General features: G+C 69.8%; 28 protein-coding genes. 15 read left to right on the plus strand and 13 right to left on the minus strand.

All coding sequences use genetic code 11. From position 1 onward, the window contains the following. Nucleotides 1-80 precede the first annotated feature (80 nt). Entirely contained in the window at nucleotides 81-2,423 is a 2,343-nt protein-coding gene (gene tmcA / locus C461_RS10835) for a tRNA(Met) cytidine acetyltransferase TmcA (protein WP_008001171.1), read from the plus strand. 388 nt (nucleotides 2,424-2,811) lie between these two features. Here tmcA and C461_RS10840 read toward each other — a convergent pair whose 3' ends face one another. Beyond that, nucleotides 2,812-3,141, minus strand: coding sequence for a 4Fe-4S dicluster domain-containing protein (locus tag C461_RS10840; protein ID WP_008001173.1), 330 nt, complete (start codon nucleotides 3,139-3,141; stop codon nucleotides 2,812-2,814). 81 nt (nucleotides 3,142-3,222) lie between these two features. Further along, complete coding sequence (locus tag C461_RS10845) at nucleotides 3,223-4,995, minus strand: glutamate--tRNA ligase (protein ID WP_008001174.1); 1,773 nt, start codon at nucleotides 4,993-4,995, stop codon at nucleotides 3,223-3,225. 306 nt (nucleotides 4,996-5,301) lie between these two features. On the opposite strand from C461_RS10845, the gene C461_RS10850 reads away from it, so the two are divergent. Further along, the gene (locus tag C461_RS10850; RefSeq protein WP_008001176.1) at nucleotides 5,302-5,532 is read left to right on the plus strand and encodes a hypothetical protein; all 231 of its coding nucleotides are present in this window, start codon (nucleotides 5,302-5,304) and stop codon (nucleotides 5,530-5,532) included. A 43-nt stretch (nucleotides 5,533-5,575) separates the two neighbouring features. Here the strand turns inward: C461_RS10850 and surE are convergent, their stop codons facing one another. Beyond that, nucleotides 5,576-6,472: a 5'/3'-nucleotidase SurE gene (surE, locus tag C461_RS10855; protein WP_008001178.1), complete on the minus strand. Its 897-nt coding sequence runs from the start codon at nucleotides 6,470-6,472 to the stop codon at nucleotides 5,576-5,578. A 148-nt stretch (nucleotides 6,473-6,620) separates the two neighbouring features. Beyond that, entirely contained in the window at nucleotides 6,621-7,682 is a 1,062-nt protein-coding gene (gene carA, locus C461_RS10860) for a glutamine-hydrolyzing carbamoyl-phosphate synthase small subunit (RefSeq protein ID WP_008001181.1), read from the minus strand. Nucleotides 7,683-7,778: 96 nt separating this feature from the next. Between carA and C461_RS10865 the strand changes: the two genes are divergently transcribed. After that, the gene (locus tag C461_RS10865) at nucleotides 7,779-8,192 is read left to right on the plus strand and encodes an Lrp/AsnC family transcriptional regulator (RefSeq protein ID WP_008001183.1); all 414 of its coding nucleotides are present in this window, start codon (nucleotides 7,779-7,781) and stop codon (nucleotides 8,190-8,192) included. 525 nt (nucleotides 8,193-8,717) lie between these two features. Here C461_RS10865 and icd read toward each other — a convergent pair. After that, nucleotides 8,718-9,980 carry an isocitrate dehydrogenase (NADP(+)) gene (gene icd, locus C461_RS10870; RefSeq protein ID WP_008001185.1) on the minus strand — a complete coding sequence of 421 codons (1,263 nt, stop codon included), beginning with the start codon at nucleotides 9,978-9,980 and terminating at the stop codon, nucleotides 8,718-8,720. 107 nt (nucleotides 9,981-10,087) lie between these two features. Beyond that, nucleotides 10,088-11,011 (minus strand): glycosyltransferase, encoded by a 924-nt coding sequence (locus C461_RS10875; RefSeq protein ID WP_008001187.1) that lies wholly within the window; start codon nucleotides 11,009-11,011, stop codon nucleotides 10,088-10,090. A gap of 111 nt (nucleotides 11,012-11,122) precedes the next feature. On the opposite strand from C461_RS10875, the gene C461_RS10880 reads away from it, so the two are divergent. The 10 genes from C461_RS10880 (at nucleotide 11,123) to C461_RS10925 (ending at nucleotide 18,865) form a co-directional block, all read left to right on the plus strand. Beyond that, nucleotides 11,123-12,043, plus strand: a complete 921-nt coding sequence (locus tag C461_RS10880) for an isoaspartyl peptidase/L-asparaginase (RefSeq protein WP_049906581.1) — start codon at nucleotides 11,123-11,125, stop codon at nucleotides 12,041-12,043. 163 nt (nucleotides 12,044-12,206) lie between these two features. Continuing rightward, nucleotides 12,207-12,941: an inorganic diphosphatase gene (locus C461_RS10885; protein ID WP_008001189.1), complete on the plus strand. Its 735-nt coding sequence runs from the start codon at nucleotides 12,207-12,209 to the stop codon at nucleotides 12,939-12,941. A 103-nt stretch (nucleotides 12,942-13,044) separates the two neighbouring features. Then, the gene (gene cofD / locus C461_RS10890; protein ID WP_008001190.1) at nucleotides 13,045-14,082 is read left to right on the plus strand and encodes a 2-phospho-L-lactate transferase; all 1,038 of its coding nucleotides are present in this window, start codon (nucleotides 13,045-13,047) and stop codon (nucleotides 14,080-14,082) included. Further along, nucleotides 14,079-14,894 (plus strand): tRNA-dihydrouridine synthase, encoded by an 816-nt coding sequence (locus C461_RS10895; protein ID WP_008001191.1) that lies wholly within the window; start codon nucleotides 14,079-14,081, stop codon nucleotides 14,892-14,894. Before cofD ends, C461_RS10895 begins: the two co-directional genes overlap by 4 nt. After that, nucleotides 14,891-15,853 (plus strand): triphosphoribosyl-dephospho-CoA synthase, encoded by a 963-nt coding sequence (locus tag C461_RS10900; RefSeq protein WP_008001194.1) that lies wholly within the window; start codon nucleotides 14,891-14,893, stop codon nucleotides 15,851-15,853. Before C461_RS10895 ends, C461_RS10900 begins: the two co-directional genes overlap by 4 nt. Beyond that, a complete protein-coding gene (locus C461_RS10905) occupies nucleotides 15,850-16,590 on the plus strand; it encodes a DUF447 domain-containing protein (RefSeq protein WP_008001196.1) in 741 nt (246 codons plus the stop codon). The genes C461_RS10900 and C461_RS10905 overlap by 4 nt, the downstream gene beginning before the upstream one ends. Before the next feature lie 94 nt (nucleotides 16,591-16,684). Next, nucleotides 16,685-16,879 carry a 30S ribosomal protein S17e gene (locus C461_RS10910; RefSeq protein WP_008001197.1) on the plus strand — a complete coding sequence of 65 codons (195 nt, stop codon included), beginning with the start codon at nucleotides 16,685-16,687 and terminating at the stop codon, nucleotides 16,877-16,879. A 169-nt stretch (nucleotides 16,880-17,048) separates the two neighbouring features. After that, complete coding sequence (locus C461_RS10915) at nucleotides 17,049-18,284, plus strand: tripartite tricarboxylate transporter permease (RefSeq protein ID WP_008001200.1); 1,236 nt, start codon at nucleotides 17,049-17,051, stop codon at nucleotides 18,282-18,284. Nucleotides 18,285-18,417: 133 nt separating this feature from the next. After that, on the plus strand, nucleotides 18,418-18,597 hold the full coding sequence (locus C461_RS10920; protein WP_008001202.1) for an HVO_2753 family zinc finger protein: 180 nt from the start codon (nucleotides 18,418-18,420) through the stop codon (nucleotides 18,595-18,597). Nucleotide 18,598: 1 nt separating this feature from the next. Then, nucleotides 18,599-18,865: an elongation factor 1-beta gene (locus tag C461_RS10925; protein ID WP_008001203.1), complete on the plus strand. Its 267-nt coding sequence runs from the start codon at nucleotides 18,599-18,601 to the stop codon at nucleotides 18,863-18,865. Between the two features lie 132 nt (nucleotides 18,866-18,997). Here C461_RS10925 and C461_RS10930 read toward each other — a convergent pair whose 3' ends face one another. The 5 genes from C461_RS10930 to C461_RS10950 all read right to left on the minus strand — a co-directional run bounded on the left by C461_RS10930 (nucleotide 18,998) and on the right by C461_RS10950 (nucleotide 23,135). Continuing rightward, the gene (locus C461_RS10930; protein ID WP_008001205.1) at nucleotides 18,998-19,366 is read right to left on the minus strand and encodes a thioredoxin family protein; all 369 of its coding nucleotides are present in this window, start codon (nucleotides 19,364-19,366) and stop codon (nucleotides 18,998-19,000) included. 22 nt (nucleotides 19,367-19,388) lie between these two features. Further along, nucleotides 19,389-20,696 (minus strand): M20 family metallopeptidase, encoded by a 1,308-nt coding sequence (locus C461_RS10935; protein ID WP_008001207.1) that lies wholly within the window; start codon nucleotides 20,694-20,696, stop codon nucleotides 19,389-19,391. A gap of 181 nt (nucleotides 20,697-20,877) precedes the next feature. Beyond that, a complete protein-coding gene (locus tag C461_RS10940; RefSeq protein WP_008001209.1) occupies nucleotides 20,878-21,336 on the minus strand; it encodes a YeeE/YedE family protein in 459 nt (152 codons plus the stop codon). Further along, a complete protein-coding gene (locus C461_RS10945; protein WP_193365812.1) occupies nucleotides 21,333-21,815 on the minus strand; it encodes a YeeE/YedE family protein in 483 nt (160 codons plus the stop codon). The genes C461_RS10940 and C461_RS10945 overlap by 4 nt, the downstream gene beginning before the upstream one ends. A 117-nt stretch (nucleotides 21,816-21,932) precedes the next feature. Then, nucleotides 21,933-23,135 carry an MBL fold metallo-hydrolase gene (locus C461_RS10950; RefSeq protein WP_008001213.1) on the minus strand — a complete coding sequence of 401 codons (1,203 nt, stop codon included), beginning with the start codon at nucleotides 23,133-23,135 and terminating at the stop codon, nucleotides 21,933-21,935. Between the two features lie 234 nt (nucleotides 23,136-23,369). On the opposite strand from C461_RS10950, the gene C461_RS10955 reads away from it, so the two are divergent. Further along, on the plus strand, nucleotides 23,370-23,624 hold the full coding sequence (locus tag C461_RS10955) for a sulfurtransferase TusA family protein (protein WP_008001215.1): 255 nt from the start codon (nucleotides 23,370-23,372) through the stop codon (nucleotides 23,622-23,624). 1 nt (nucleotide 23,625) lies between these two features. Then, a complete protein-coding gene (locus C461_RS10960; RefSeq protein ID WP_008001217.1) occupies nucleotides 23,626-24,213 on the plus strand; it encodes a DsrE/DsrF/DrsH-like family protein in 588 nt (195 codons plus the stop codon). A gap of 124 nt (nucleotides 24,214-24,337) precedes the next feature. Here C461_RS10960 and C461_RS10965 read toward each other — a convergent pair whose 3' ends face one another. Further along, entirely contained in the window at nucleotides 24,338-25,336 is a 999-nt protein-coding gene (locus C461_RS10965; RefSeq protein WP_008001218.1) for a Gfo/Idh/MocA family protein, read from the minus strand. Between the two features lie 40 nt (nucleotides 25,337-25,376). Then, on the minus strand, nucleotides 25,377-26,042 hold the full coding sequence (locus C461_RS10970; RefSeq protein ID WP_008001219.1) for a DUF1641 domain-containing protein: 666 nt from the start codon (nucleotides 26,040-26,042) through the stop codon (nucleotides 25,377-25,379).

A 26,042-nucleotide genomic window follows, 5' to 3' on the forward strand; every position in this document is an offset into this window, starting at 1 on the left:
GGAGGAGTCGCCGCCGGGGCCGACCGGTTCGGTCCGGAGGACAAGACACATCTCCCGCCGCCGGCAACGACGACCGAACGATGATCGCGACGCTGGCGCGTGCGGCGAAACGGGAGGCCGAGACCGCGAACGAGCGGCGCGTGGTCGTGCTGGCCGGCGACCGCGATCGGGGGATCGACGCCGCCTACGACGTGATCGAGGCGGTCGATCCCGCTTCGACCTCCATCGTGTCGACCCGCGAGGGGTTCCGGTTCGAGGAGCATCGCCCCCGGAACGCGGACGAGCTCCTCGGCCGCACCCGCGAGGTGGTCGTCCTCGACTGCCACGAGCGGTTCGTGCCGAACGCGCTCGGCCGGAGCGTCGGCGCGGTCGACGGCGGCGGCCTCCTCGTCCTCCTGGCGCCCGATCTCGACGCGTGGCCGGGGGTCCGCGACCGCTTCGACGACTCGCTCGCGGTGCCGCCGTACGGCATCGACGACGTGACCGGGCGCTTCCGCGAGCGGTTTTGCGAGACGCTGCGGTCGCATCCGGGGATCGCTATCGTCTCGCTGGGCGAGACGCCGGCCGCCGATTCGGTCGAGCGCGACGGACTCGTCGACGACGCTGCCGGCTCGGGGACGACCCCGGAAACCGACGGGTGGCGACCGACCACACCGCCGAACGCGACGTTTCCGGCCGCCGCTTACGAGGCGTGTCTCACGGGCGACCAGGTCCGAGCGGTCAGCGCGTTCGAGCGGCTCGCCACGCCCGGAAACGCGGTCGTCGTCGAGGCGGACCGGGGACGCGGGAAGTCGAGCGCCGCGGGGATCGCGGCCGGTGCGCTCGCGCTCGCCGGCGGCGACGTGCTCGTCACCGCGCCGGCGTTCCGCAACGCCGCCGAGATATTCGCGCGGGCGAGCGAGCGACTCGGGTGCGGGGAACCGGGCGCTCGCACCCTCGAAACGGCGTCCGGGGGTCGGGTGCGGTATCTCCCACCGGCGGAGGCCGCGGATCTCCCCGAGGATCCGGACGCGGTGATCGTCGACGAGGCGGCCGCCCTGCCGGTTCGGCTGCTCGAACGGTTCCTCGACGAGTCGCTGTCGGTCGCGTTCTGCACCACCGTTCACGGCTACGAGGGCGCCGGGAGGGGGTTCGCGATCCGGTTCCGCGAGCGACTGCTCGCGGGGCCGTTCGCGGTCCGAGACGTCCGGCTCGACGAGCCGATCCGATACGCCCGCGGCGACCCGGTCGAGGCGTGGGCGGCCCGGGCGCTGCTGCTCGACGCGCGGCCCGCCGTCGACGAGGCGGTCGCCGGGGCGTCCGTCGCGGACGCGACGTACCGGGCGCTCCCGCCCGACGAGCTGCTGGCGGACGAGACGCTGCTCGGCGAGGCGTTCGGGCTGCTCGTCGCGGCCCACTACCGGACGGAGCCGAACGACCTCGCGCGGCTGCTGGACGCGCCGAACCTCTCGGCGCGGGCGCTCGTCGCCGGGGGACGGGTCGTCGCCGTCGCGCTGCTCGCCCGCGAGGGCGGGTTGGACGCGGACACCCGGCGACGGATGTACGAGGGCGAGCGCGTCCGCGGCAACATGGTGCCGGACGTGCTCACGAGCCAGCTTCGCGACGAGCGCGCCGCCGAGCCCCGGGGGCTCCGGACCGTCCGGATCGCGACCCACCACGCCGTCAGGGACGCGGGGTTCGGCTCCCGCCTGCTCGACGAGGTCCACGCCGAGTTCGGGGACGCGGTCGACTACTTCGCCGTCGGCTACGGGGCGACCCCGCGACTGCTCCGCTTCTGGCGGCGAGCGGGCTACCGCACCGTCCACCTCTCGACGTCCCGCAACGACGCCTCCGGCGAGCACTCGGCGATCATGGTGCGGCCCGCCGGTGGGGACGGATCGGACGGGGTGGTCGGGATGGACGGGGCGGTCGGGATGGACGGGACAGAGGGGGTAGGCGGGGCGAACGAGTCGGGCGCGTCGCTGCTCCGGCGTCACGCCGCCGCGTTCCGCGACCGCGAACGCGACGGGCTCTCGGACGCCCACCGCGACGTCGATCCCGACGTGGTGATCGGCGCGCTCCGCGCGTGCCCCGCGCCCGTGTCGGTCGACCTGACGGAGATCGAGTGGCGGTCCGTCGTCGGAGCGTCGTTCGGCCCCGGAATGTACGACAGCGCCCCGGGCGCGTTCAGGGACCTCGCGCTGGCGGCGCTGGTCGGCGGCGAGGGCGACCCCGAAGCGGATTCCGTGCTCGACGGGCGCGAACGCCGGCTCCTCGTCCGGAAAGTGTTACAGGGTCGCCCGTGGGAGTCGGTCGCTGAGGAACTCGGGTACGTCTCGACGGCCGCCTGCATGCGCGCGCTCGGGAACGCCGCCGAACCGCTCGTCGAGCGGTACGGGACCGAGTTCGCGCTCGAAGAACGGGAGCGATTTATAAGCGATTGAGCGGGAGCGGCAGCAAGCGGTTATAACTGATATGCGGTGGCGCTCTCCCGCGAGTGCCTTATAAAGGCACGAGCGGAGCGCGAGGGAGTCAGTCGCCCGGAGCGAAGCGGAGGGCGACTGACGAGGCTGGGGANCCCGCGAGTGCCTTATAAAGGCACGAGCGGAGCGCGAGGGAGTCAGTCGCCCGGAGCGAAGCGGAGGGCGACTGACGAGGCTGGGGAGGCGTGAGGTGCGGGTGCGGGTGCGGTGCTGTGCAGACGAGACTCGAAGGACAGGTGCGTTCGCCGCCGATCGGTCGGCGGCCGTTTATAAGCAAACAGCCGGAGCGGTAGCGACGATACCGCGCCAGCAACGACTGAGACATGCCGGGAGCAGCGAGACTGACGCGTCAGACCCGATTCTCGCGACCCGGATCGACGTCGATCGCGTCGACCGGACAGACGTCGACACAGAGCATGCAGTCGATACACTGGTCCTCGTTCGTCGGGTTCGCCTTCAGTTCGGACTCGGGGTGGCCGGGAGTGTCGACCCACTCGAACACGTCGACCGGGCAGTCCTCTAAGCACGCGCCGTCGGCGAGACAGATGTCGAAGTCGACCGCGACGTGCGTCCCGCGGATGCCGAGTTCCTCCGGCGGATCGATCGGCCCCCACACGGCGACGTTGTCCTCCTCGCCGACTCGCTCGCGGCTCTGTTCGAAGTTCGGATCGATAGCCATCTTGCTCGTCGTTTCGGTTCTCGGTATTTAACCCCCGCGGCGGGCGGCGGCACGACGCCGCAAAAAGACGGACTCAGGCGCCTACGGGTGCGCGTAGTACGCGAGGAGGTCCTCCTCGCCGGTCGGGCCGTCGGGCTCGTCGGTCGCCGCGGGCTCGAAGGCGTCGATCCGGGCGAAGCCGACGCGCTCGAACTGGACGACGGCGTCGGGATCGACGTCGGCGACCGCCGGCTCGGTGTACCCGCGCACGTCGCCGGAGACGGTGCGGAGCAGGGTTTCGAGCCCCTCGTCGGCCGGCGCCCAGTGGATCACGTCCACGTCGCCGTCGCGGACCACGTCGATATCGGCGTCGACGAAGACCAGTTCGTCGCCCGTGTGGCGGACGCAGCCGTACCCCTTGAGCCAGACGCGCTCGCCCTCGCTCGGGAGGTCCGAGGACTCGACGACGACCCGTCCGGCGGGGACGGTGCGGTCGCCGCGGTCGGGGTGGTCGGGATGGAGCGGCGGGTGCCCGGCCTCGGGCGCGGGAGCGTCGCCGTCGACGACGGAGAGCGTCACTGCGGGGTCGTCCTCGCGGTCACGCACGAGGAAGTAGCGGTTCGCGCCGTCGTCGACCAGATCGCGGTTGTTCGCGTAGACGGACGACATCGCGAGGTCGACGTCGGAGGTGGACATCCCCAGATCCGTCATCGAGTCGACGAGCGCCCGGCCCTGAATCCCGCGGCGACGCATCGACTGGATCGTCGGCGCGCGCGGGTCGTCCCAGCCGGTCAGCTCGCCAGTCTCGATGAGTTCCTTGATCGTCGAGGTGGAGAGTTTCACGTCGTACTCGTCGACCTGCACGTGACCCCAGTGGAGCACCTCGGGGTACTCCCAGTCGAAGTAGTCGTAGACGAACCGCTGGCGCTTCGCGGAGTCCTGGAGGTCGATGCCGCGGATGATGTGCGTGACGCCGGTGAGGTGGTCGTCGACGCCCGACTGGAAATCGAGCATGGGCCAACAGCGGTAGTCGGCGGCCACCTCGCGCGGGTGCGGGGTGTCGATAATCCGGAACGCCACCCAGTCGCGCAGCGCCGGGTTCTTGTGTTCGATGTCGGTGCGGACGCGGAGCGTCATCTCGCCCGCACTGTACTCGCCGGCGACCATGGCGTCGAACTCCTCGTGGACCGTCTCGGCATCCTTCTCGCGGTGCGGGCAGGCCTCACCGTCGTTTTTGAGCGCCGAGAAGGCCTCGCCGGAACACGAGCAGGTGTAGGCGCCGCCGGCGTCGATGAGGTCGCGGGCGTGCTCGTAGTAGATGTCGAGCCGGTCGGACGCCTTCAGGACGCGGTCCGCCTCGAAGCCGAGGTACTCGATGTCCTCCAGAATGGCGTCGTACGCGTTCAGGTCTGGCCGTTTGGTCTCTGGGTCGGTGTCGTCGAACCGGCAGATGAACTCGCCGTCGTAGCGCTCCTTGTACGTCCCGATAACGGCGGGCATCCGGGCGTGCCCGACGTGCCACGGCCCGTTGGGGTTGGGAGCCGCGCGCATCACGACCGCCCCCTCCTCCGCGTTCGGGAGGTCGGGGAGGACGTGCTCGTCTTCCTCGTCGTCGGCGTCCAGCTCCGCGAGCATGTCGGGCGCGAGCTCGTCGAGTCGCTCGCGGCGCTCCTGCTCGTCCATCCCCGCGACCCGGTTCACGATTGGCGCGACGACCCCCGGAATCTCGTCGCCGTGCGGTCGGAAGTCGGGGTTCTCACCCATGAGCGGCCCCATGATGGCGCCCACGTCCGGGTCGCTGTCGTGTTTGAGCGCGTTGAACAGCGCGGCGGCCTCGCCGGCCGCCTCGACGCGCTCGCGGAGTTCGTCGTCCATGACCATCGGTTGTCGGGGTCGGCAGAAAAACGCCGCGGAACGAGGGGCATCCGCGGGCAGGGGTGACCGTTCGGAGGGCGCGACCGGAGTTAAAGTGTCGAGACCGTTCACGCCGGGCCCGGCGACCGACGCGTGGTAGGCGGCCGTTATCGGACGTGAACGGTCGAGACCCTTATCAGGGGCAGGCGCCGTACTGATCGGATCGGTCCGCCGGCTTCATACTCATCCGTCCCGTGGATCGGACATGAACACGGGAGCGACCGGTCGCCGGCCGCGGCGCGCGGAGGGGTGGGCGTGGTAGGACCGATGCCCGACGCGGAGCGCGACGCCGGCAACCGGAAGATCAAGGCCGCGTTTCTGCTCCTCATCGGCGTCTCGCCGCCGCTGATCGCGATGCAGTTCGATCCCTCCCCGATCGAACTGCTCGCCGCGTTCGGCGGCGGACTCGTCTTGGGAGTGGTCGTGGTGTGGTACCTCGGACGGCTCGCCGCGGAGTTCACCGCCAGTTCGGGACGCCGCCGACGGAGACGACGGTAGGCGCACCGAGCGGGCCGCGCCCGCGAGCGTCGATGGCGATCGCTCAGTCCTGTTCGATTCGAGGGGTCAGCCGCTCGCCGATCGAGACCACCTCACCGGCGCGGTCACCGGCGATCGAGCGCGACGACGACAGCGGCGAGATGCTCACCTCGCCGTCGATCGCGGCGAGCCGGTCGGAGCCGGGGTCGTCGGCGACGTCGCCGCGCAAGAACTCCCGCCAGAAGCGGTCGCGGAGCTCCATCCCCATCTCGCCGCGGCGTTCGTCGAAGCGGCCTGCGGCGGTCTCGTCCGGCTCGTCCGACTCGTCCGACTCATCCGTTCCGGGGTGGAACTCGATCACGTCGAACCCCCGTGCCGGCTCCGTGAGCCGGTAGGTCGGGTCGGCGGCCGTTTCGTCGTCCGCCGCCGGGACGTTGACGTTCAGCACGTCGGCGCCGAACGGGAGCACGAGCCCGTCTGCGGTCGCTTCGACTCGGTCGATGAGGTCACAGACGACCGCCCCCGCGAGCGCGAAGTCGCCGTTGTTCAGCGTCGGCGGCACGGGGAGGTTTCCGCGGTCGTACAGCGAGACGGCGATCGCCGGCGTGCCGAGGAACGACGACTCCATGGCGGCGCCGACCGTCCCCGACTGGCCGAGGATGTGCGCGCCGATGTTCGGCCCGTGGTTACAGCCGGAGACGACGATATCGGGGTCGAGTTCGAGCGCGACGTCGGCGACGGCGACGCAGTCGGCTGGGGTCCCCTCGACCGCGTAGCCGGCGTCCGTCTCCGCGTACTCGACCGTGGTCTCCCACCACGATCGGGCGCCGCCGACGCCGGACTGGTTGCTGGCGGGCGCGACGACCGTCACGTCGTGCTCGCGAGAGAGCGCGTCCGAGAGCGCCCGTATCCCGACGGCGTCGATCCCGTCGTCGTTGGTGAGGAGGATCTCCTTCGTCATGGCCCTGTGTGCGAGCGGGCGGGGGAAAACGTCGCCGGTCGCTCACGGGCGGACAAAAAACGGGGACGAGGACAAGTAGGCATCAGCCGCAGTGGTACTCCGGGCGGTCAGTCGGCGGTCAGCAGGCGGAAAAATCGTCGCAGTCGGGTCAGTCGGCGGCGACGCGCGGGACGGGGTCGGCCAGTTCCAGCACCTCGTCGAAGAAGCCGAGCGAGTCGTGCGGGCCGGGGTTCGCCTCGGGGTGGTACTGGCGGGTGATGACGTTCAGCTCCTCGCTGTCGAGCCCTTCCACGGTGTCGTCGTTGACGTTCACCTGCGTCACCTCCAGCGGGCCGGTGTCGTCGACGGTGTAGCCGTGATTCTGGGTCGTCATCACGACTCGATCGGTGCGGAGGTCTTTGACTGGCTGGTTGACGCCGCGGTGGCCGAACGCCATCTTCGCCGTCGAGCCGCCGAGCGCGCTCGTGATCACCTGCTGGCCGAGACAGATGCCGGCCATCGGCAGGTCGCCCGCGAAGGCGTCGACGACTTCCTGAGCGGCGACGAAGTTCTCCGGGTCGCCCGGTCCGTTCGAGACGAAGAGCACGTCGGGGTCGACGCCCGCCACGTCCTCGGGGGTCGCGTCGTACGGGAAGACGTGCACGTCCGCGCCGCGCTCCGTGAGCGAGGATATGATCGACCCCTTCGCGCCGCAGTCGATCATGGCGACGTCCGCGACGCCGTCGCCCTCGTGAACGGTCGGTTCGGAAACGGACACCTGTGCGCCGATGTCGACGTGGTCGCTCATCGGCTTGCACGCCTCCATCTCCTCGACCGCGTCCTCGGGAGTCGCGTCCGGCCCGGCGGCGATACCGCAGGCCATCGCGCCCTCCTCGCGGACGCTGATGACGATCTCGCGGGTGTCGACGTGGTCGACGGCGGGAACGTCCTCGTCGGCGAGCCACTCGGCGACGTCGTCGGTCAGCTCGCGGGCGATCGCCGCGCGCGGCTGGACCGATTCGGACTCGAATCGCTCGGCTCGGACGCCGTAGTTCCCGATCAAGGGGTACGAGAAGGTGAGGATCTGTTCGGCGTAGGAGGGGTCGGTGAGCGACTCCTCGTAGCCGGTGTACGCGGTCGTGAACACCAGTTCGCCACGGGTGCGCCCCGGCGAACGAGCGCGTGCTTCGAACACGCGTCCGTCGGCCAGCGCGATGTAGGCGTCCGACATTACGAGAAACGTACGCGCAAAGGGTAATAAATGCGTCGTTCGTAGCTTCGTTACGATATTCGTAACGAGTAAGGCGGCGGAGGGTGTGGGTCGGGTATGGACGACCTCGACCGTCGGATCCTCTCGATCCTGCGACGGGACGCGCGGACTCCGTACACGGAGATCGCGGACCGCGTGGGGACCTCCGAGGGGACCGTGCGCAACCGCGTCGATCGGATGACCGATGAAGGAATCATCGAGCGGTTCACCGTCACGACCCGCACCGGCAACGTGAAAGCGATGATCGAGATCTCGGTCGAGATGAACGTCGACACCGCCGCCGTCGGCGAGCGCATGGTCGACTGGGAGGAAGTCGACTTCGTCTGGCAGGTCTCCGGGGAGGACGACGTGGTGCTCGTCGTCGACGCCGTCGACACGCGCGCGGTCAACGAACTCATCTCGCAGGCGAGAGAGATGGACGAGGTCAAATCGACGAAGACGCGCCTCATCCTCGACGAGCGATTAGGGTGAGGCGACGAGCGTGGCGGTTCTTTATAAATAACGGATCTGGCGGTGGCGCGCTCCCGCGAGTGCCTTTATAAGGCACGAGCGGAGCGCGAGGGAGTCGGTGGTCCGAAGCGAAGCGGAGGACCACCGACGAGGCTGGGGAGGCGTGAGGGCGGAGCGAGGCTGTTCGGAGGTGTGCGGGCTGTGCGGAGGTGTGCGGGCTGTGCGGAGGTGTGCGGGCTGTGCGGAGGTGTGCGGGCTGCGCGGGGCTGTAGGGGGCTTTTCAGGGCGTTAGCGGGGTTCTTCGCGCCGACCAGTTATAAACGACTGTCGGGATATCGGCGGTGTTTACAACGAGAGCGCGGCAGCGACGGTGAACCAGACGACTGGAACAGTATCGAGAGACGCCCCACGCTAGCGGCTACGTATGAACGAAACTGCAGAAGATCGGGTCAAATGTCGACCGCGACGCCGACGCCGACGACCCGATTCAGTCAGTTCGCGGCTGGTCCCGAAAATCCGTGATTTCCGGGCGCTCGAAGGACTCGCTTACGCCAGTTCGTCGATGTTCTCGACGACGGCGTCGGCGAACTCGCTCGTCGCGAGCTTCTCGCCGCCCTCGATCTGCCGGTGGAGGTCGTAGGTGACCTTGCCCGACGAGATCGTCTCTTCGACGGCGTCACGCACCAGGTCCGCCGCGTCGTTCCAGCCGAGGTACTCGAGCATCTCGCGGCCCGAGAGGATCATCGCGGTGGGGTTGACCTTGTCCTCGCCGGCGTACTTGGGCGCGGACCCGTGAACGGGCTCGGCGAGACAGCGGCCGTGACCGCGGTTGATACCGGGCGCGATGCCCAGTCCGCCGATCTGCGCGCCGGCCGCGTCCGAGAAGTAGTCGCCGTTCAGATTCATCGTCGCGACCACGTCGTACTGGTCCGTGCGCGTCAGCACCTGCTGGAGCATGTTGTCCGCGATACGGTCTTTGACGACGAGGGTGCCGTCGGGCTGCTCGCCGTCGTGCGCCTCCCACAGCTCGTCTTCGGAGATGACGTCCTCGCCGTACTCCTCCTCGGCGAGTTCGTAGCCCCAGTCGCGGAACGCCCCCTCGGTGAACTTCATGATGTTCCCCTTGTGGACGAGGGTGACGGAGTCGCGGTCGTTCGCGAGCGCGTAGTCGATCGCCTCGCGGATGAGTCGCTTCGAACCGAACTCCGAGATGGGCTTGACGCCGATCCCGACCGGCCCGTCGTGGATGATGTCGTCGATACCCATCTCGTCTTCGACGAAGTCGCGCACCTGCTCGACCTCGTCCGTGCCGGCCTCCCACTCGATGCCCGCGTACACGTCCTCGGTGTTCTCCCGGAACGTGACCATGTCCATCTTCTCGGGGTTCGTGACGGGCGACGGCACGCCGTCGATGTAGTAGGTCGGGCGGACGTTCGCGTACAGGTCGAGCGTCTTTCGCAGCGCGACGTTCAGCGAACGGAAGCCGGCGCCGACGGGCGTCGTCAGCGGCCCCTTGATCGCGACGCGGTGGTCACGGATGGCCGAGACGGTGTCCTCGGGGAGGTTCTCGCCGTACTTCTCGCGGGCGCTGGCGCCCGCAAATACCCGCATCCACGCGATGGAGCGGCCCGTCGCCTCGGCGGCCGCGTCGAGTACCTGCTGTGCGGCCGGTCCGACGTCGGTGCCGATTCCGTCGCCGTAAATGATCGGGATAATCGGGTTCTCGGGAACGTTCAGCTCGCCCGTCTCCTCGTCCGCCAGCTCGATCGCCTCGCCGCCTTCCGGGACGTCGACCTTGTCGTAGCTCATGAACGTTCGTGCGTTGTTGGACCCACCTAAAGTGCCTGCCGCTTTGCCGCTGGCCGTCTATTTCGCCGGAATCGAAAGGCGAGCGCGGACTCGATCGAACGCGAGGATCAGACCGGCTCCACCGCCACGTCGAACAGCGATCGCCAGCGATAGCGTCGGCCGCCCCAGACGAACGTCCGGCGCGCGAGCGCGTACGCGATGAGCGCGGGCGAGACGAGTACCGCCGGCGCGGCGAGCAGGAACGTCGCCCGACGGATTCCGAACCGAGCGTACACCGCTCCCGAGATCGCCGTGACGAGCGAGACGCCGACGAGGGGGGCGAACAGCACGAGCGCGGCGAAGCCGACCGAGAGGGCGACGTCGAACGCGATCGCGGCGGGCGCGTGGTGCCGGACGATCTGGACGAAGCGGACGAATCGCTCCACGGACTCGCGAAGCGACCCGCCTGCCGAGACGGTACGCGTCCGATTGACGGCCGTCACGTCGACGTGCTCCGAGAGCGTCCCGTCGTCGCTGACCGTTCGCCGGAGGTCGGCGAGGAAGGCGTCCTCACCGTCTGCGAGGTCGGCACGCTCGAAGACGACCGCACCGCCCCACGCGATCCCGCCGGCGGCGACCGCCGCGGTTCCGCCGATGGCGTACGCGGGCTCGAACAGCCGTGCGAGCGGGTCAAGCCCGACGAACACCGGTATCTCCGTCGTCGGTCCCTGTCGCTCGTAGTCGGCGGCGAGCGTCGCGAGCCAGTCGTCGGGGTGCCGGAAGTCGTCGTCGGTCCAGACGATCCGGTCGTTCGTCGCCGCCGCCATCCCCGCGGCGATCGCGTTGGCCTTGCCGGAGCAGCCCTCGGGCTCGCCGGCGAGCACGATCCGGGCCCCGTCGGGCGTCTCGCCACGGCGGTCCGCGACCGGGTCGTCCGCGGTGTCACAGATCACGAGCAGCTCGTCGCCCGCGCCCAACTGTGCCGCCACCTCCTCGCAGGCGTCGGTCCAGCGGACCGTCGGGAGGAGGACGGAAGTCGGCGGCGCGTGCATGAGCGGCCTGACGCGCCCGACCCACTTAGGGGCCGCCGCTTTCCCGACGCTTATGAGCGCGCCGCGGGACCGGCACCTATGCCCACGCAACCCGCACCGCGATCCGGTTCGATCCGCGTTATCGTCCACGGCGGCGCCGGCGGCGCCCCCGACGAGCCGGAGCCGAGACAGGCGGTCCTCGACAGGGCGGTCGAGCGCGGCACCGAACGCGAGACGCCCCTCGGCGCGGTCGAGGCCGCCCTCGCAGTCCTCGAATCGGACCCCCGGTTCAACGCCGGCGTCGGCGGCGCGGTCCAGTCGGACGGCGTCGTCCGCACCGACGCCGGCGTGATGACGTCGGACCGCGAGCTCGGCGCGGTCTGCTCGATGCCCGGCGTCGAACACGCCGCGAGCGTCGCCCGCGTCGTTCATTCGGAGACGCCGCACATCTTCGTCTCGGGCTCGCACGCCGTCGAACTCGCCGACGACTTCGGGATCGAGACGGGCGTCGACCTGCTCACCGACGAGAAGCGCGCGCGGTACGAGAAAGAGGACCCGCCGCAGGGCGGCCCCCGCGAGCACCTCGACTGGCTCGCGACGCGGTTCGGGTCGGGCGACGATCAGGCGGGGGAGCGGTCGGACGATGGGGGCGCCGAGCGGAGCGAGGAGCGCGAAGCCCCCGACCACGACACGGTCGGCGCGGTCGCGACCGACGGCGAGACGTTCGCGGCGGCGACGTCGACGGGCGGCCGGTCGTTCGCGCTCGCCGGCCGGGTCGGCGACGTGCCGCAGGTCGGCTCCGGCTTCTTCTGTACAGAGGCCGGCGGCGCGAGCGCGACGGGGGCCGGCGAGGACATCGCGCGCGTCACGCTCTCGCGGCGGGCCGTCGATTTCCTCGACGACGGGCTCGACGCGCAGGCCGCGGCCGACCGAGCGATCGAGGAGTTCGAGGAGATCACCGAATCGGGCGCGGGCGTGATCGTCCTCGGCGACGACGGCGCCGGGAGCGCGTTCAACACGGACGGGATGCAGACGAGCGTTGGTTCTACATAGCCGCTGTCACGGACAGTGACCCGCGACTGGCGTCGTGGGCTTCCGCTTCGTCCGCCCGTGAAGACGGGGAGCGACCCGTCTCCGCATCAGTAAGTGCCATCGTTTATTCATATATACATATATTATAAAAATTCAATAATTAATTAGCTCTGGATTTAGTCGCATGGCAGATGACCGAAGCGGACTGTCACCGTCGGGCCCCCGTCGCTCGTTCCTCGCGGGCGTCGGAAGCCTCGCCGGTCTGTCGACAGTCGAGCGCGCAGCGGCCTCGGCGGACGGCGAAGCGCACGCGAACCACGACGAATCCGACCCAATGAACCACGATCCCGTGAACCTGATCGACGGTGTCGAACAGCACGACAACTTTCCGAAGACGGCAACGGTCGTCGACGAGATACCGAAAGGAGAGCAGATCAAGTACGAGTATCGGAAAGAGATTCCGGGCTTCATCCTCGACCGCGCGCTGTACAGTTCGGTCGTCTACCCGGGTGACTACGGCTTTTTCGCCCGGACGGCGGGCGGCGACGGTGACCCGCTCGACTTCTTGGCACTGACCGATGACGGCCTGTTCACGGGCTGTGTCTTCGATCTCCGGCCAGTCGCTGTTATCCGCATGACCGATACGGGCGAGACAGACGACAAGATCATCGGTGTCCCCGCCGACGATCCGCGATTCGATCACATCGAGGGTCGAGGGGACATTCCCGAACACCACCAGGACGTCGTCGAGGAGTTCTTCCGCACCTACAAGAACCTCGAACCCGACGACGCAGAGGTCGTGATTGAGGGGTGGGACACGCGCGGCGCCGCCTACGACATCCTCGAAGAAGGACACCAGAAGTGGAGGGACCTCCAACGAGGGAACGGCAACGGGAAAGTAGCGGGCGAGAACGCCTGAGCGGCACGGGACCACTCTTCCCCGTTCGAGTTCACACTCATCCCGATCCGCGTCCCCGCCCGCGGAGCCGAGGATACAAATCCGCCCGTCGCGTTGCAGGCGTATGGTTACGTTCCTCGCCGGCGGCACGGGGACGCCGAAGCTCCTCGACGGGGCCACCCGACTGTGGGACCCCGCCGAGGTGACGGTCGTCGCCAACACGGGCGACGACGTCGAGCTCGGCGGCCACCTCGTCTGCCCCGACGTCGACACCGTGCTGTTCGCGGGCGGCGGCGTCCTCGACCGCGAGACGTGGTGGGGGATCGCCGACGACACGACGGCGACCCACGAGGAGCTCCGGCGGCTCGCGGACGAGGTCGGCCTCGGAACCGCGCCCCGCTATCTCGGTCCCGAGGCGCAGACCGCGGGCCGAGAGATCGCCAGCTGGCGACGCTTCTCCGGCGTCGGCGAGTTCATGGAGATCGGCGACCGCGACCGGGCAGTCCACGTCACGCGCACGAGCCTGCTCGACGAGGGGCGCTCGCTCACCGAAGTCGTCCGAACGCTCGCCGACGCCTTCGATCTAGACACCGACCTCCTCCCGATGTCCGACGACCCGGTCGCGACGCTGATCCACACCGAGGCCGGCGAGATGATCCACTTCCAGGAGTACTGGGTCGCCCGGCGCGGCGAGCCGACCGTCGAAGACGTCGAGTTCCGCGGCGCGGCCGACGCCGAGCCGACCGACGCGGTCCGGGCCGCGCTCGACGATCCCGTCGTGATCGGGCCTTCGAACCCCGTGACGAGTATCGGCCCGATGCTGGCGGTCCCCGGAATCGCGGACGCGCTCGCGGAGACACCGGTCGTCGCCGTCTCCCCGTTCGTCGGCGACGAGGTGTTCTCCGGCCCGGCCGCCGACCTGATGGCCGGCGTCGGCTACGACCCCTCGACCGCGGGGATCGTCGAGGCGTACCCGTTCGCGGACGCGTTCGTCCTCGACGGCGACGACGAGACGGACGTCGCCGCCGTCGTGCGCGACATCGACCGACGGCCCGCCCCGCACGTCGAGTACACCGACACTCGGATCGACGACGCCGACGACGCCGAGCGCGTCGCCAGGGCCTGCGGGCGGGCGCTCGAAGCGGTGGGGAGCCGCTCGTGATCGACCCCGCCACCGGCGACGGTCCCTTCCTCGTCGCCGCCAGCCTCAGCGGCGCGGCGGACGCGGCCTGGGCTCGCGCCGCGGCGCCCCACGTCGACGCCGCGGTCCTGGGCGGGATCGCGCTCGATCCGGCCAGCCGGGCGGCCGCACGGGACCTCGTCGCCCGCGAGCGCGAGGAGTTCCTCCCCGACGACCCGATCGCGTGGATCGATCGGCAGTTGGCGGCGGTCGCCGACGCGCCGCTCCGCTCCGGCGTGAACGTCCGGAGCGCGACCGTCGAGCCGATTCGCGAGGCGGCCGCGGTCTGTGCCGATCGCGACGCGGTCTGTGAGATCAACGCGCACTGCCGACAGCCCGAACTCCGCGCGGTCGGCTGCGGCGAGTCGCTCCTGCGGGACGTCGACCGGCTCGCGGCGTTCGTCGCGGCCGCGACCGAGGCGGGCGCGACGACGAGCGTGAAGGTGCGCGCGGAGGTCCCCGGCGTCGACCTCGTCGCGGTCGCGGATCGGGTCGCGGCCGCGGGCGCCGACTGGCTCCACGTCGACGCGATGGACTCGGAGGCGGTGGTTCGGGAGCTGACCGACGGCGACCCCGAGACCCCTCGCGCGGGCCTCACGGTGATCGCGAACAACGGAGTGCGCGGGCGGGAAACTGTCGCCGAGTACGCGAGGTACGGCGCCGACACCGTCAGCGTCGGGCGGCCGAGCGAGCGACCGGACGCGCTCGCACGGGTCGCGGAGGCGGTCGCGGCGTGGCGGGAGGGCTCGCTTGACGGTGCCGAGACGGATACCCGTCCGGAGGCCTCGCCGTGACCGTCGACGGCGACCCAGTCGACGACGCGACCCTCGCGCTCCTCCTCGAAGTGGCGGGGACGCCGAAGCCCGGAAACGTCGACCGCAACCGGGACCTCGGTGACCTCCGGTTCGAGTCGTTCCTCGGCGGCGCGGTCGGCGCCCGCGAGGGGCTCGAACTGGCCGCGAGCGGCAGTCTCGGGGGCGACTCGCCGGCGCTCGGGCGCGCCTTCGAGCGCGGCGTCGCCGGGATGGCGGATCGCGCCGGAACGAACACCCAGTTCGGCTGTCTCCTGCTTCTCGTCCCCCTGCTCCGAGCGACAGCGGCGGGCGACCTCTCGCCCGCGGGCCTCGACCGGGTGACCGGCGGGACGACCGTCGACGACGCGGTTTCGTTTTACCGGGCGTTCGAGCACGTCGACGTCGCCGTCGCGGACCCGCCTCCGGAGGCCGACGAACTCGACGTGCGCCGCGGAAGCGGCGCGGAAGCGGCGCTCAGAGCCCGCGGAGCGACGCTGCGGGACGTGATAGCGCTCTCGGCGGCGCCCGACGATCCGGACAGGGTCCCCGACCGCAACGCGCAGGAGTGGGTCGAGGGGTTCCCGCGGACGTTCCGCGCGGCCGCGTGGATCGGCCGCGACGAGGGGCCGCTGACGGACCGGGCCGCCAGGGCGTTCCTCGGGCTGCTGGCGGCCGAGCCCGACACGCTGATCGCGGCGAACCACGGCGCGGAGACCGCCCGAAACGCGAGCAGGCGCGCGGCCGCGCTGCTCGGGGGCGAACGCGAGACTGCGGAAGCCGTCGGCGACAGGGATGCAGCGGCCGTCGACGCCGACGCGGTGCACGCCGCCGACCTCGACGCCGCGGAGGCGCTCGCGACCGCCTTCGTCGACGAGGGGATCAACCCCGGGACGACGGCGGACCTCACCTGTGCGGCGCTGTACGTCGCGCTCAGACGAGGTGCGGAGGTGTCGGCGTGACCGACGACGCGAGCCATATCCGAGACGCCAACGGTGCCGATGGGAGCGACCACCGCGGCGTCGTCCCCGACGGATGGCCGGTTCCGCTGCGCGGCGTCACCGAATCGATCGTGACGACGCTCGGTCCGAACGACCGCTGGAACGTCGCCGCGCTCGGGCTCCACGCGCCGGACGTCACAACGGGGACCGACGAGGGCGACGAATCCGACGCCCCGAACGATCCGACCGCTCACGCCCCGGCCGACCTCGTCACCGCGCGGACGTACGGGCGCACGCGAACGTGGCGCAACTTCACCGAGCGGGGGCACGGCGTGGTCCAGTTCACGACCGACCCGCGGACGTTCGTCGACGCCGCGCTCGCGGTTCGCGAGATCGACGATCCGGTCCTCCCGGACGCCGACGCGTGGGTCGAGGTGACGGTCGAGGAGATCGCGACCGAGGCCGACGGGGACACGACGATCCGGACGTGGGCGCTCACGCCGGTCGAAAGCGAGGTGCGGCGGCGGACCGTCCCGACGATCAACCGGGGGTTCGGCGCGGTCGTCGACGCGACGGTGGCGGCCTCGCGGCTCGACGTGCCGGGATTCGACACGACCGTCCTCCTCGATCGGCTGCGGTACTTCGACGACGTGGTTGGACGGTGCGGCGGTCCGGCGGAGCGCGAGGCGTTCGCGCGGATCGACGAGGAGACCGGCTGGCGGAGTCTCACCGCGGGAGAGACCGGCGACGAGTCGTGACTGCCTCGGCGTCGACCCCACCGGCGTGAAACCGGCTCGCGGCCGCTCGCGGCGGAACGAACCCTTTTAGTTCGGGCCGCCGGTATCGCTCGGTATGGCTATCAAACCCAAGTACATCAAGCAGCTCGGGAACGTCCTGTTGGAGCGCTACCCCGACTCGTTCAACACGGACTTCGAGACGAACAAGGAGAGCGTCACCGCCCTGACGACCGTCGAGTCGAAGGGCGTCCGCAACCGCATCGCCGGCTACGTCACCCAGAAGAAGGCGCAGGCCGCTCAGGCCGCGTAAATCGGTCGTCGAATTCTCGATCACCGCACTTCCCGACCGCAGAGCGGCCGCGCCGTTGGCTCCGGGGGCGTCAGAGGTCGTCGGGGGCGTCCTGATCCGTCAGGGGTCGTCCGGGGTCGTCTGAGATCGCCCTGGGCTTTATCACCGAAAGCGCGGCCACTCGGTCGAGATGGACGCGTTGGTCCGCCCGGTGTTCGATCCGACGTTCACAGCGGCCGCCCTCGCTTTCCTGTGCGGCGGCGTGGCGCTCGGCACGGTGAGCGGGCTCGTCCCGGGACTCCACGCGAACAACTTCGCGCTGTTGCTCGCGGGGCTCGCCCCGTCGATCCCGGCCGATCCGCTGCTCGTCGGCATCGCGATGCTCGGCGCCGGCGTCGTTCACTCTTTCCTCGACATCGTTCCCGCGCTCGCGCTCGGCGTCCCCGACGCCGCGACGGCGATAGCCGCGCTTCCCGGCCACCGACTCGTGATCGCGGGACGGGGGCGAGAGGCGGTGCGGCTGTCGGCGGTCGGGTCGGGCGCCGCGGTCGCGCTGGCGGTTCCGCTCGCCGTCCCGATAACGTGGGCCATGATCCGGTGGTACCCCGCAGTCCGAGCGCACCTGCCGTGGTTGCTGGCGGGGGTCGTCGCCTCGCTCGTGCTCACCGAGTCGTCGAAGCGGGCGATGGTCGGCGGCCTCTTCGCGTTCCTCGCGAGCGCCGCACTCGGGTTGGCGACCCTCGACGTCGACCCGACGGCACCGCTCGACGCCGGAGGTATTCTCGCGCCGCTGTTCGCCGGGCTGTTCGGCGCGCCGGTGCTCGTCGACGCGCTCGGGGGCGAGGGGGTCCCGCCGCAGTCCGACGCGCGGATCACGATGGGTCGACGCGATCTCGGGGTGAGCGCGGGCGCGGGGTCGCTGGCCGGCGCGGTCGTCGGATACGTCCCGGGCGTCTCGGCCGCGATCGCCGCCGTCGCGGCGCTCCCGGCCGTGCCGCGCTCCGAGGCCGACCGCGGCTTCATCGTCGCCACGAGCGGGGCGAACACGGCGAACACGATCTTCGCGCTGTTCGCGCTCGTCGCCCTCGGGACGCCGCGAACGGGAGTGACGGTCGCGCTCGACCGTGCGGAGGTCCCGTTCGCGCTCCCGATCCTGCTCGTCGCCGCCGCGAGCGCCGCCGCCTGCGGGTTCGCGCTCGTGCTGCTGGTCGGCGACGCGTATCTCCGCGTCGTGGGAAACGCGGACTACACGCGCCTGTCGGTGAGCGTCCTGACGCTGCTCGTGGGGCTCTCGTTCGCGTTCGCCGGTTCCTTCGGCGTCGGCGTTTTCATCGTCGCCGGGGCGTTGGGGCTCGTCCCGCCGCGGATCGGGGCGCGGCGGGTCCACCTGATGGGCGTGCTTATCGGGCCGTTGATCCTCGGGTGATCGCGACGGCGGTGGGGCAGGGCAGGGCCGTGGTCGGGCCGGGACGGGTACGGGACGGGTGCGGGATGGGTCCGGGGCGGACGAGCGAGGGCAAAGAACAACGGTTAAAAGTCGCGCGGTGGTGATTTACTGTATGAGCGAGAGTGAAACGCAGGGCACCCGACAGTGTGTCTCCTGTGGTATCCAAGTGGCCGGCATGAACGCCGCGCGCTTCGCCTGCCCGGACTGCGGCGCAACGATCCACCGCTGTTCGAAGTGCCGGAAGCAGAGCAACCTCTACGAGTGTCACGACTGCGGCTTCCGGGGGCCCTAAGATGGGCGACGTCGCCGCGAAGATCAAGGTCATGCCGAACAGCCCCGACGTCGACCTCGACGAACTGCAGGACAAACTCGAGGAGTCGCTCCCGCAGGGTGCGAAGATCCGCGGCTTCGAGCGTGACGACGTCGCGTTCGGACTCGTCGCCCTCCTCCCCACCGTCATCGTCCCCGACGGCGCGGGCGGCACCGAGGCCGTCGAAGAGGCGTTCGCCGGCGTCGACGACGTCGAATCCGTCGCCGTCGAGAACGTCGGTCGCCTGTAACCGGACCGACCGTCCGACTGCGATCGACGCGAACCGATTTTCACACGCCGTTTCTCGAAGTGAGCGACGGCTATCCGTCTCCGCACGCGACAGTCGCAATAAAAAGGCACTGACGGACCGCGAGCGCCCGTCTCAGGCGAGGTGGTCGGTGACCCAGTCGGCGAGGTCGTCGCCGGGGATGAACCCCTCGGCGCGGCGCGCGACCGGCTCGCCGTCGACGAACAGCACGAACAGCGGAACGCTCCGCACGTCGAACCGCTCGATCAGGGGCGGGTCGTCGCGGGGATTTATCAGTGCGACCTCGACGTCGACCGCGCGAGCGACGTTGCCGAGAACCGGCTCCATGCTCGCACAGATGCCGCAGCCGTCGGTGTAGAACTCGACGAGCGCGGCGTCCGCGTCGGCCACGAACGCGTCGAGCGCGTCCTCGTCCGCGAGGGACGTCGGCCGTCGGGCGCTCCGGCCGGTCGCGGCGTCGTCGGACGGAGTATTGGAACTCATACACACTATTGGCGGCGAGCGCTCATAAAGGCTCGCTTCGAGCCGGATCCGAGAGCGTCGCCGCCCAGATCGCGGGCAATCGCGCGTACACCGCGGCGTTTCGAGACAGCGCCTCAGTCGTCGTGTACTCGTCGACGGCGTGGACCGTGTCCGTGCCGAAGCCGAACTCGACGGTCGGCACGCCCGCGTGTCTGAACGTCTTCGCGTCGCCGCCGCCGGTGGCGCTCCGGCGGAAGATGCGATCGCCGGAGACGTCGGCCGCGGTCGCGGTGACGGCCTCGACGAGCGGGCTGTCGACCGGTTCGTGGCTGCCGACCGACCAGCTCACGTCCGCGATCGACACCGCCGGGAACTCGGCGAGGCAGTCGCGGACGTCCGCGAGCACGTCGGCCGTCTCGACGCCGGCGGTGAACCGGGCGTCGAGCCGAGCGGTCGCCGCGTCCGGGACGGTGTTGATCGCGTCGCCGCCCTCGATCGTTCCGAGGTTCACCGTCGGGTGCTCGAAGAGGTCGCGGGCCGCGTCGGCGCCCAGCGTCGGCTCGTAGTACTCGACCGACTCCTCGACAATCGGCCGGATCGCCTCGTCGAGACGGAGTTCGCGGGCGGGGAGCCGCGACCGGAGCAGCGAGACCGCCTCCCAGAGCCGATCGATCGCGTTGTCACCGAGCGACGGCCGGGAGCCGTGCGCGGCGGTCCCCGTCGCGCGCAGCGTGAGCCAGATACTCCCGCGATCGGCGACCGTGACGGAGTGGTGCCCGCCCGAGCAGGTGGTCTCGCCGATGACGCAGGCGTCCGGAGCGAGCCGGTCGAGCGCACCGCTCTCGACGAGGGTGTCGACGCCCGCGGCGCCTCCCGTCTCCTCGTCGCTCACGATCGCGAACGCGAGCGACACCGGAGGGTCGCCGTCGGGGGCGACGAGCGCCTCCGCGGCGGCGAGCATCGCCGCGAGAGGCCCCTTCATATCCGTCGCACCCCGGCCGTACAGCCGGTCCTCGTCGCGCTCCCCGAGCGGGTCGCGCGTCCAGGCGCTCGCGTCGAACGGGACGGTATCGACGTGGCCGTTGTACAGCAGCGTCCGGTCCCTCGAACCCGGCAGCGTCGCGAGCACGTTCGGCTTCGCCGGGTCGGTGGCGACGCGCTCGGTGTGGAACCCGAGCCCCGCGAGGAAGTCGTCGATGTAGTCGGCGATCTCGCGGACGTCACCGGGAGGATTCTGGGTGTCGATGGCGATCAGGTCGGTCGCGATCTCGACGACGCGTTCGGTCGAGAGACGACGGTCGACGGCGTCGGTCGTCTCCGACGGCGAGGGGTCGGACGTGTCGTGTGTCATGGTGAGGAATCTTGTCGTGAGGGTATCAATCGGACGACGGCGAGGGCGTGTCGAGCGTGGATCGGAGTGAACCGAGCGTGGGGAAGGGAGCGCGACGAGAGGGAAGCGCGCGTTGACAGCGAAGCGCGTGTCGACAGGGAAACGCGTGTCGACAGGCGAGTATGTGTCGACGGGGCGCGGATCAGTCGTCGCCGGGCGCGGCCGCGGCGGCGGCGTCCGCCTCGCGACTGCGCCAGACGCCCTGCGCGTACGCGCCGATGAACATCCCGCCGATCGCGTAGAGGATCGGCCAGTTCCCGATGCCGAGACTGGCGTAGGCGGCGCCCGGGCAGATCCCGGAGAGCCCCCAGCCAACGCCGAAGATCGAGCCGCCGATCAGGACGTTGCGGTCGAACGATTTCAGCCGGCGGCCGTACGGGCGGCCGGTGAGCGGCGCCGAGCCGCGCAGTTTCGGGAGCGTCCAGAACGCGATCCCGGCGACGATCGAGCCGCCGAACATCACGAACAGGAGCCCGAAGTCGTCGAAGAGCAGGAAGTCGATGACGACCTCCGGCCGGGCCATGTGGCTGAAGCCGAGCCCGAAGCCGAACACGAGCCCCCCGACGAGGATCAGCGGCAGGAAGAGGGGATGCCGGCTCACAGCCCCACCCCCAGCGCCGACACGAGATTGGCGGTCACGATCGCGACGACGAGGAACGTCGCCACGCCGACCAGCGACGTACGAGAGACCGATCCGACGCCGCAGATCCCGTGACCGGACGTACACCCCTTCCCGACGCGGGTGCCGATCCCGACGAGGATCCCGCCGACGAACAGCCGCCACGGCGAGACCTCGGTCGTCCAGCCGCTGCCGGCGAGCGACCAGGGGTCGCCCTGATAGATCAGCGCGTAGATCGCCGCGCCACCGACGATCCCGAGGGTGAACACGACGCGCCAGTCGCGGGACGGGCGGTACTGCTTGAATCGGGATTGCCCGGAGACGTACGACAGCGTCGACTCGAGGAACGTGCTCGCCCCGGCCGTGATCCCCGTCCCGATGTAGATAAGGACGGTTCCGAGACCGACGAAGAGTCCGCCGATCGCGTACCGAGAGACGCCGTTCGGAAACGCCGCCTCCATGGTTCCGGCGCCGAGCAGGTCGGCGACGGCGGCGTCGATCACCGTCGGTCACCTCCGGGGGCGATCGTCGGCGTCCCCGTCGCGGGGGCGTCCGCTTCGATCCCGTTCACGGCGGGATCAGTCGTCGCTCGTGAGCGCATCTTGGCTCGCGGCGCAGTTGTTCGGGCCGAGTTCGAGCGTGAACGCTTCGTCGTCGTCGACGGCGTTCTGTCCGAGGTTCGTCGCGATGATGTCCTCGTAGTTGGCCGGGCGCGGGGGCATGTCGGCGAGGACGATGTCGACGAACTCGTCTTCGTCGACCGAGAGCGCGTCCATCCGCTCGCGGAGCTCGCCTATCGGCGCGGTGTACGTGCCGTCCGCGGCGGCCTCGGCCGCGTCGCTGAAGTGCGCGCCGCCGACGAGTACGTCGTCGTCGAACGCGAGCACGCGGTTCTGCAGCGAATCGTACAGCATGCGAGCCGCCTCGGGGGCACCGTCGTCGCCCTCTTCGAGGTCTGGACGCGCGACGCTCTCGATGAACAGGCCGTCGCCCGTCGCGAGCAGGCTGTCGCCGAGCAGGTAGGACGTCATCCCGGTCGTGTGGCCGGGCGTGAACACCGTCTCGACGGCCGCGTCGCCGACGGCGAACGCGTCGCCGTCCTCGACCAGCGTCACGTCGTCGGTGTAGGTGACGCCCCGGTCGGCGGCGGCCGCGGGGAGCATCGCCTCGACGCCCTCGGCGGCGAGGTCGCGGAGCCCCGAGATGTGATCGGCGTGCACGTGCGTGTCGAACGCGTACGTGAGCTCGACACCAAGCTCTTCGGCGTCGGCGAGGTAGCGGTCGGTGAACGCGCGCAGGGGGTCGACGATCGCGGCCTCGCCGTCGTCGTACAGCAGGTACCCGAGACAGCCGCTGGAGGGGCGCTGGTACTGCAGCAGCGTCCCCGGGCCGTCGTACTCGGTGACTTCGTGCGCCTCGTAGATCGAGGCCCACCCGTTCATCCCGTTTTCGAGGTGATCGACGTCGTAGCCGCGGTCGGCGAGCGCACCCGCGACGTACTCGCTGGCACCGCCCTTCGCACAGAGCACGGTGACGTGCTCGTCTGCGGGGATCTGATCGAGGACGTCCTCGCTGATCTCCTCGTCGAGGAACTCGAAGTACGGCACGTTGATCGAGGTGACGTTCTCGCCGTCGATGCGCCACTCCTCGTAATCGCTCGACATCCGGGCGTCGAGCAGCGTTACCGCCTCGCCGTCGTCGATGCGAGCTTTGAGCGATTCGGGTTCGATCGAGTCAACGTCCGAGTCCGGCGTCGGAAAGTCCATCTCGTCTGCGTCCATGTACATCCACTCGTAACGGGGCGAGGAACTTAAGAGTTCGTATAGTAATTCACTATATACACAATATAATATGAGGCGAGTATCGTTCAAAGAACCTTCGTACGCACGTATGACGCAATAAGTGGATATTGATATCGTTCAATAATTCAGTTGTTCAAGTCAACCACAAGTATCGACACACTTATACCGCGGAAACCAGTATTGTGTGATAGCCCCAACACGGGGGAACCAATCATGAGTACGGAAACCGCAGCCGAGACGCTGGACGTGAAAGGACAGAACTGCCCGATGCCGGTCGTGAAGACCCGCGGCGCCTTCGACGACCTCGCCGCCGGCGAGGTGCTCGAAGTGATCGCCACCGACTCCGGCAGCATGAGCGACATCGCCGGCTGGGCGGAGTCGACAGACAACGCCGAGCTCGTCGGCCAAGAAGAGGCGACCGAGGGCGGCGAGGACGTGTACAAACACTACGTCCGGAAGACCGAGTGAAATGAGCGCGGACACACCGGCGTCGTCGGACGCCGACCCCGCTCCCGAGGCCGTCGCCGACCTCCAGGCGCGGATCGAGGAGCTCGAAACCGAGGTGTCGGACCTCCGGACCGAGGTCGACGACGACGGCCCCAAGAAGATGGTGATCATCGCGACGAAGGGGACCCTCGACATGGCGTATCCGCCCCTCATCCTCGCGAGCACCGCCGCCGCGTTCGGCTACGACGTCACCGTCTTCCACACGTTCTGGGGACTCGAGATCCTCCACGAGGAGAACTCGAAGAACCTCCAGCTCAGCTCCGTGGGGAACCCGAACATGCCGGTGCCGAACATGATCGCCGCGCTGCCCGGCATGGATCGGATGACGACCCGCATGATGCGAAACAGGATCGCCGAGAACGAAGTCGCCTCGATCGAGGAGCTGATCGAGACCTCCATCGCCACCGGCGTGGACCTGCAGGCGTGTCAGATGACGATCGACCTCCTCGGTTACGACGAGGACGACTTCTACGACGGTGTCACCACCGGCGTCGGGGCCGCCTCGGCGTTCCAGGACATGGTCGAGGCGGACATCCAGCTGCTGGTCTGAGCTCGCGGAGACCGCGGAGACAACAGAGATAGCAGACAGCAGACACACGCTCTTTCCTCCCGTTTCGATCGGTATCGCCGAGAGCGGCGGCACCGGAGGACCGTCCCGACGCGGCCGACTGCGTCTACCGGATATCCACCGCGTCACCAGCGGCTGCGCTCTCCGAGAGCGCGTCGATGACCCGCATGTTTTCGATCGCCGAGGCGCCGTCGGTCAGGGGAGTCTCGCCGGCGGCGACGCAGTCGGCGAAGCGGTCGACCTGCAGCCGGTACTGATCAACCGGTCCGAACGTCTCGACGCCGCGTCGGCCGTCGATCTCGTAGGTCAGTTCCACCGGCTCGTCGGCGGGCGCGTCGAACGCCCGATCGACGGCGATCCACCCGTTTGTCGCGTCGATCCGGTACCGCTGGACGAGCCGGGTGTCGAATCCGGACGCGATCCGCGCCGATCGACCGTCCTCGTACTCCAGTACGCCCGCAAGTTCGGTGTCGACGCCGGCCCCGCGAGTGTCGTTCGCGTGTGCGTACGCCCGGTCCGGACTCCCGAGTACCGCCCCGACGATCGACACCGGGTAACAGCCGACGTCCATCAGCGACCCGCCGGCGAGGTCCGGGTCGAGCCGCACGTCGTTCGGGCGGTCGTACAGCGGGAACCGGAACGTCGCGGTCACCGTGCGCACGTCGTCTAACTCCCGATCGACCAGTTCGAGGACGCGCTCGGTGCGCGGGTGGTACCGGTACATGAACGCCTCCATCAGGGTGACGCCTCGGTCCGCGCAGTGGTCGACGACCTCGCGCGCCTCCGCCGCGTCGCTCGCGAGCGGCTTCTCACAGAGCACGTCGAGCCCCGCGTCGGCCGCTCGCATCGTCCACTCGGCGTGGAGCCCGTTCGGGAGCGGAACGTAGACGGCATCGATCTCGTCGTCCGCCAAAAGCGCCTCGTAGGAGCCGTAGCTCCGGGGAATCGAGAGTTCCGCCGCGAACCGCGCCGCGCGGTCGTCGTCGCGAGAGGCCACCGCGCCGACCGCGTGGTCGCTCGACGCGATCGCCGGGATCACCGCCTTGCGGGCGATTCCCGCGGTTCCGAGCACGCCGAACGTGAGCCGATCGTCCTGTGTTGACATACACGGCTGCCGACAGCCCGGAGGATAAAAAGGGCCGGTGTCACTCCTCGTCCGCGACCGCCGCCCGCGACCGGCCGATCGCCTTCGAGATGGCGAGCACGTAGCCGAGCCCGTACTGGACCTCGGGATCGCGGACGCTCCGCGCCAGCCCGAGCGCGCCGACGGGTTCGGGATCGCTCCGGTGAGCGGCGCCGACCCCTTCGAGCATCGCCTTCAGCCCGTCGCGCGTGTCGTCGTCCGCCGCGGTGTCGGCGACCTCGCCGAGCGCCGAGCCGGTGCCGGCGAGCGACCGCACCATCTCGTCGTCGAGGGCGGCCGTCGCGAGCGAGCCGACCTGCGCCAGCTCCGCGAGCTCGTCTAACGCGCCGCTCCGCTGGAGTTCGGTCAGCGTCTCCATCGCCTCGCGGAGCTCGTCGCCGTTCGAGCCGACGGTTTCCGCGAGCGCGACGGTCTCGTCGGTCGCGAGCCCGTCGGCGGACTCCGCGAGCGTCGAGGCGGTTCCGGCGAGCTCGACGACCATCTCGTCGGTGAGCGCGCTCTCGCCGAGCGAGACGACGTCGAGCAGCTCGTTGACCGCGTCGAGCCGCTCGACGAACGCCGCGACCGCCTCCGGGTTCTCGGCGACGATCGATTCGAGGTCGTCGCGGTCGAGGGCTTCGGGAGCGTCGTCGACGGCGTCGTCGACCGGTGTGGACTCCTCGGACAT

The organism is Halorubrum aidingense JCM 13560 (assembly GCF_000336995.1).
In the GTDB taxonomy this organism is placed as follows: domain Archaea; phylum Halobacteriota; class Halobacteria; order Halobacteriales; family Haloferacaceae; genus Halorubrum; species Halorubrum aidingense.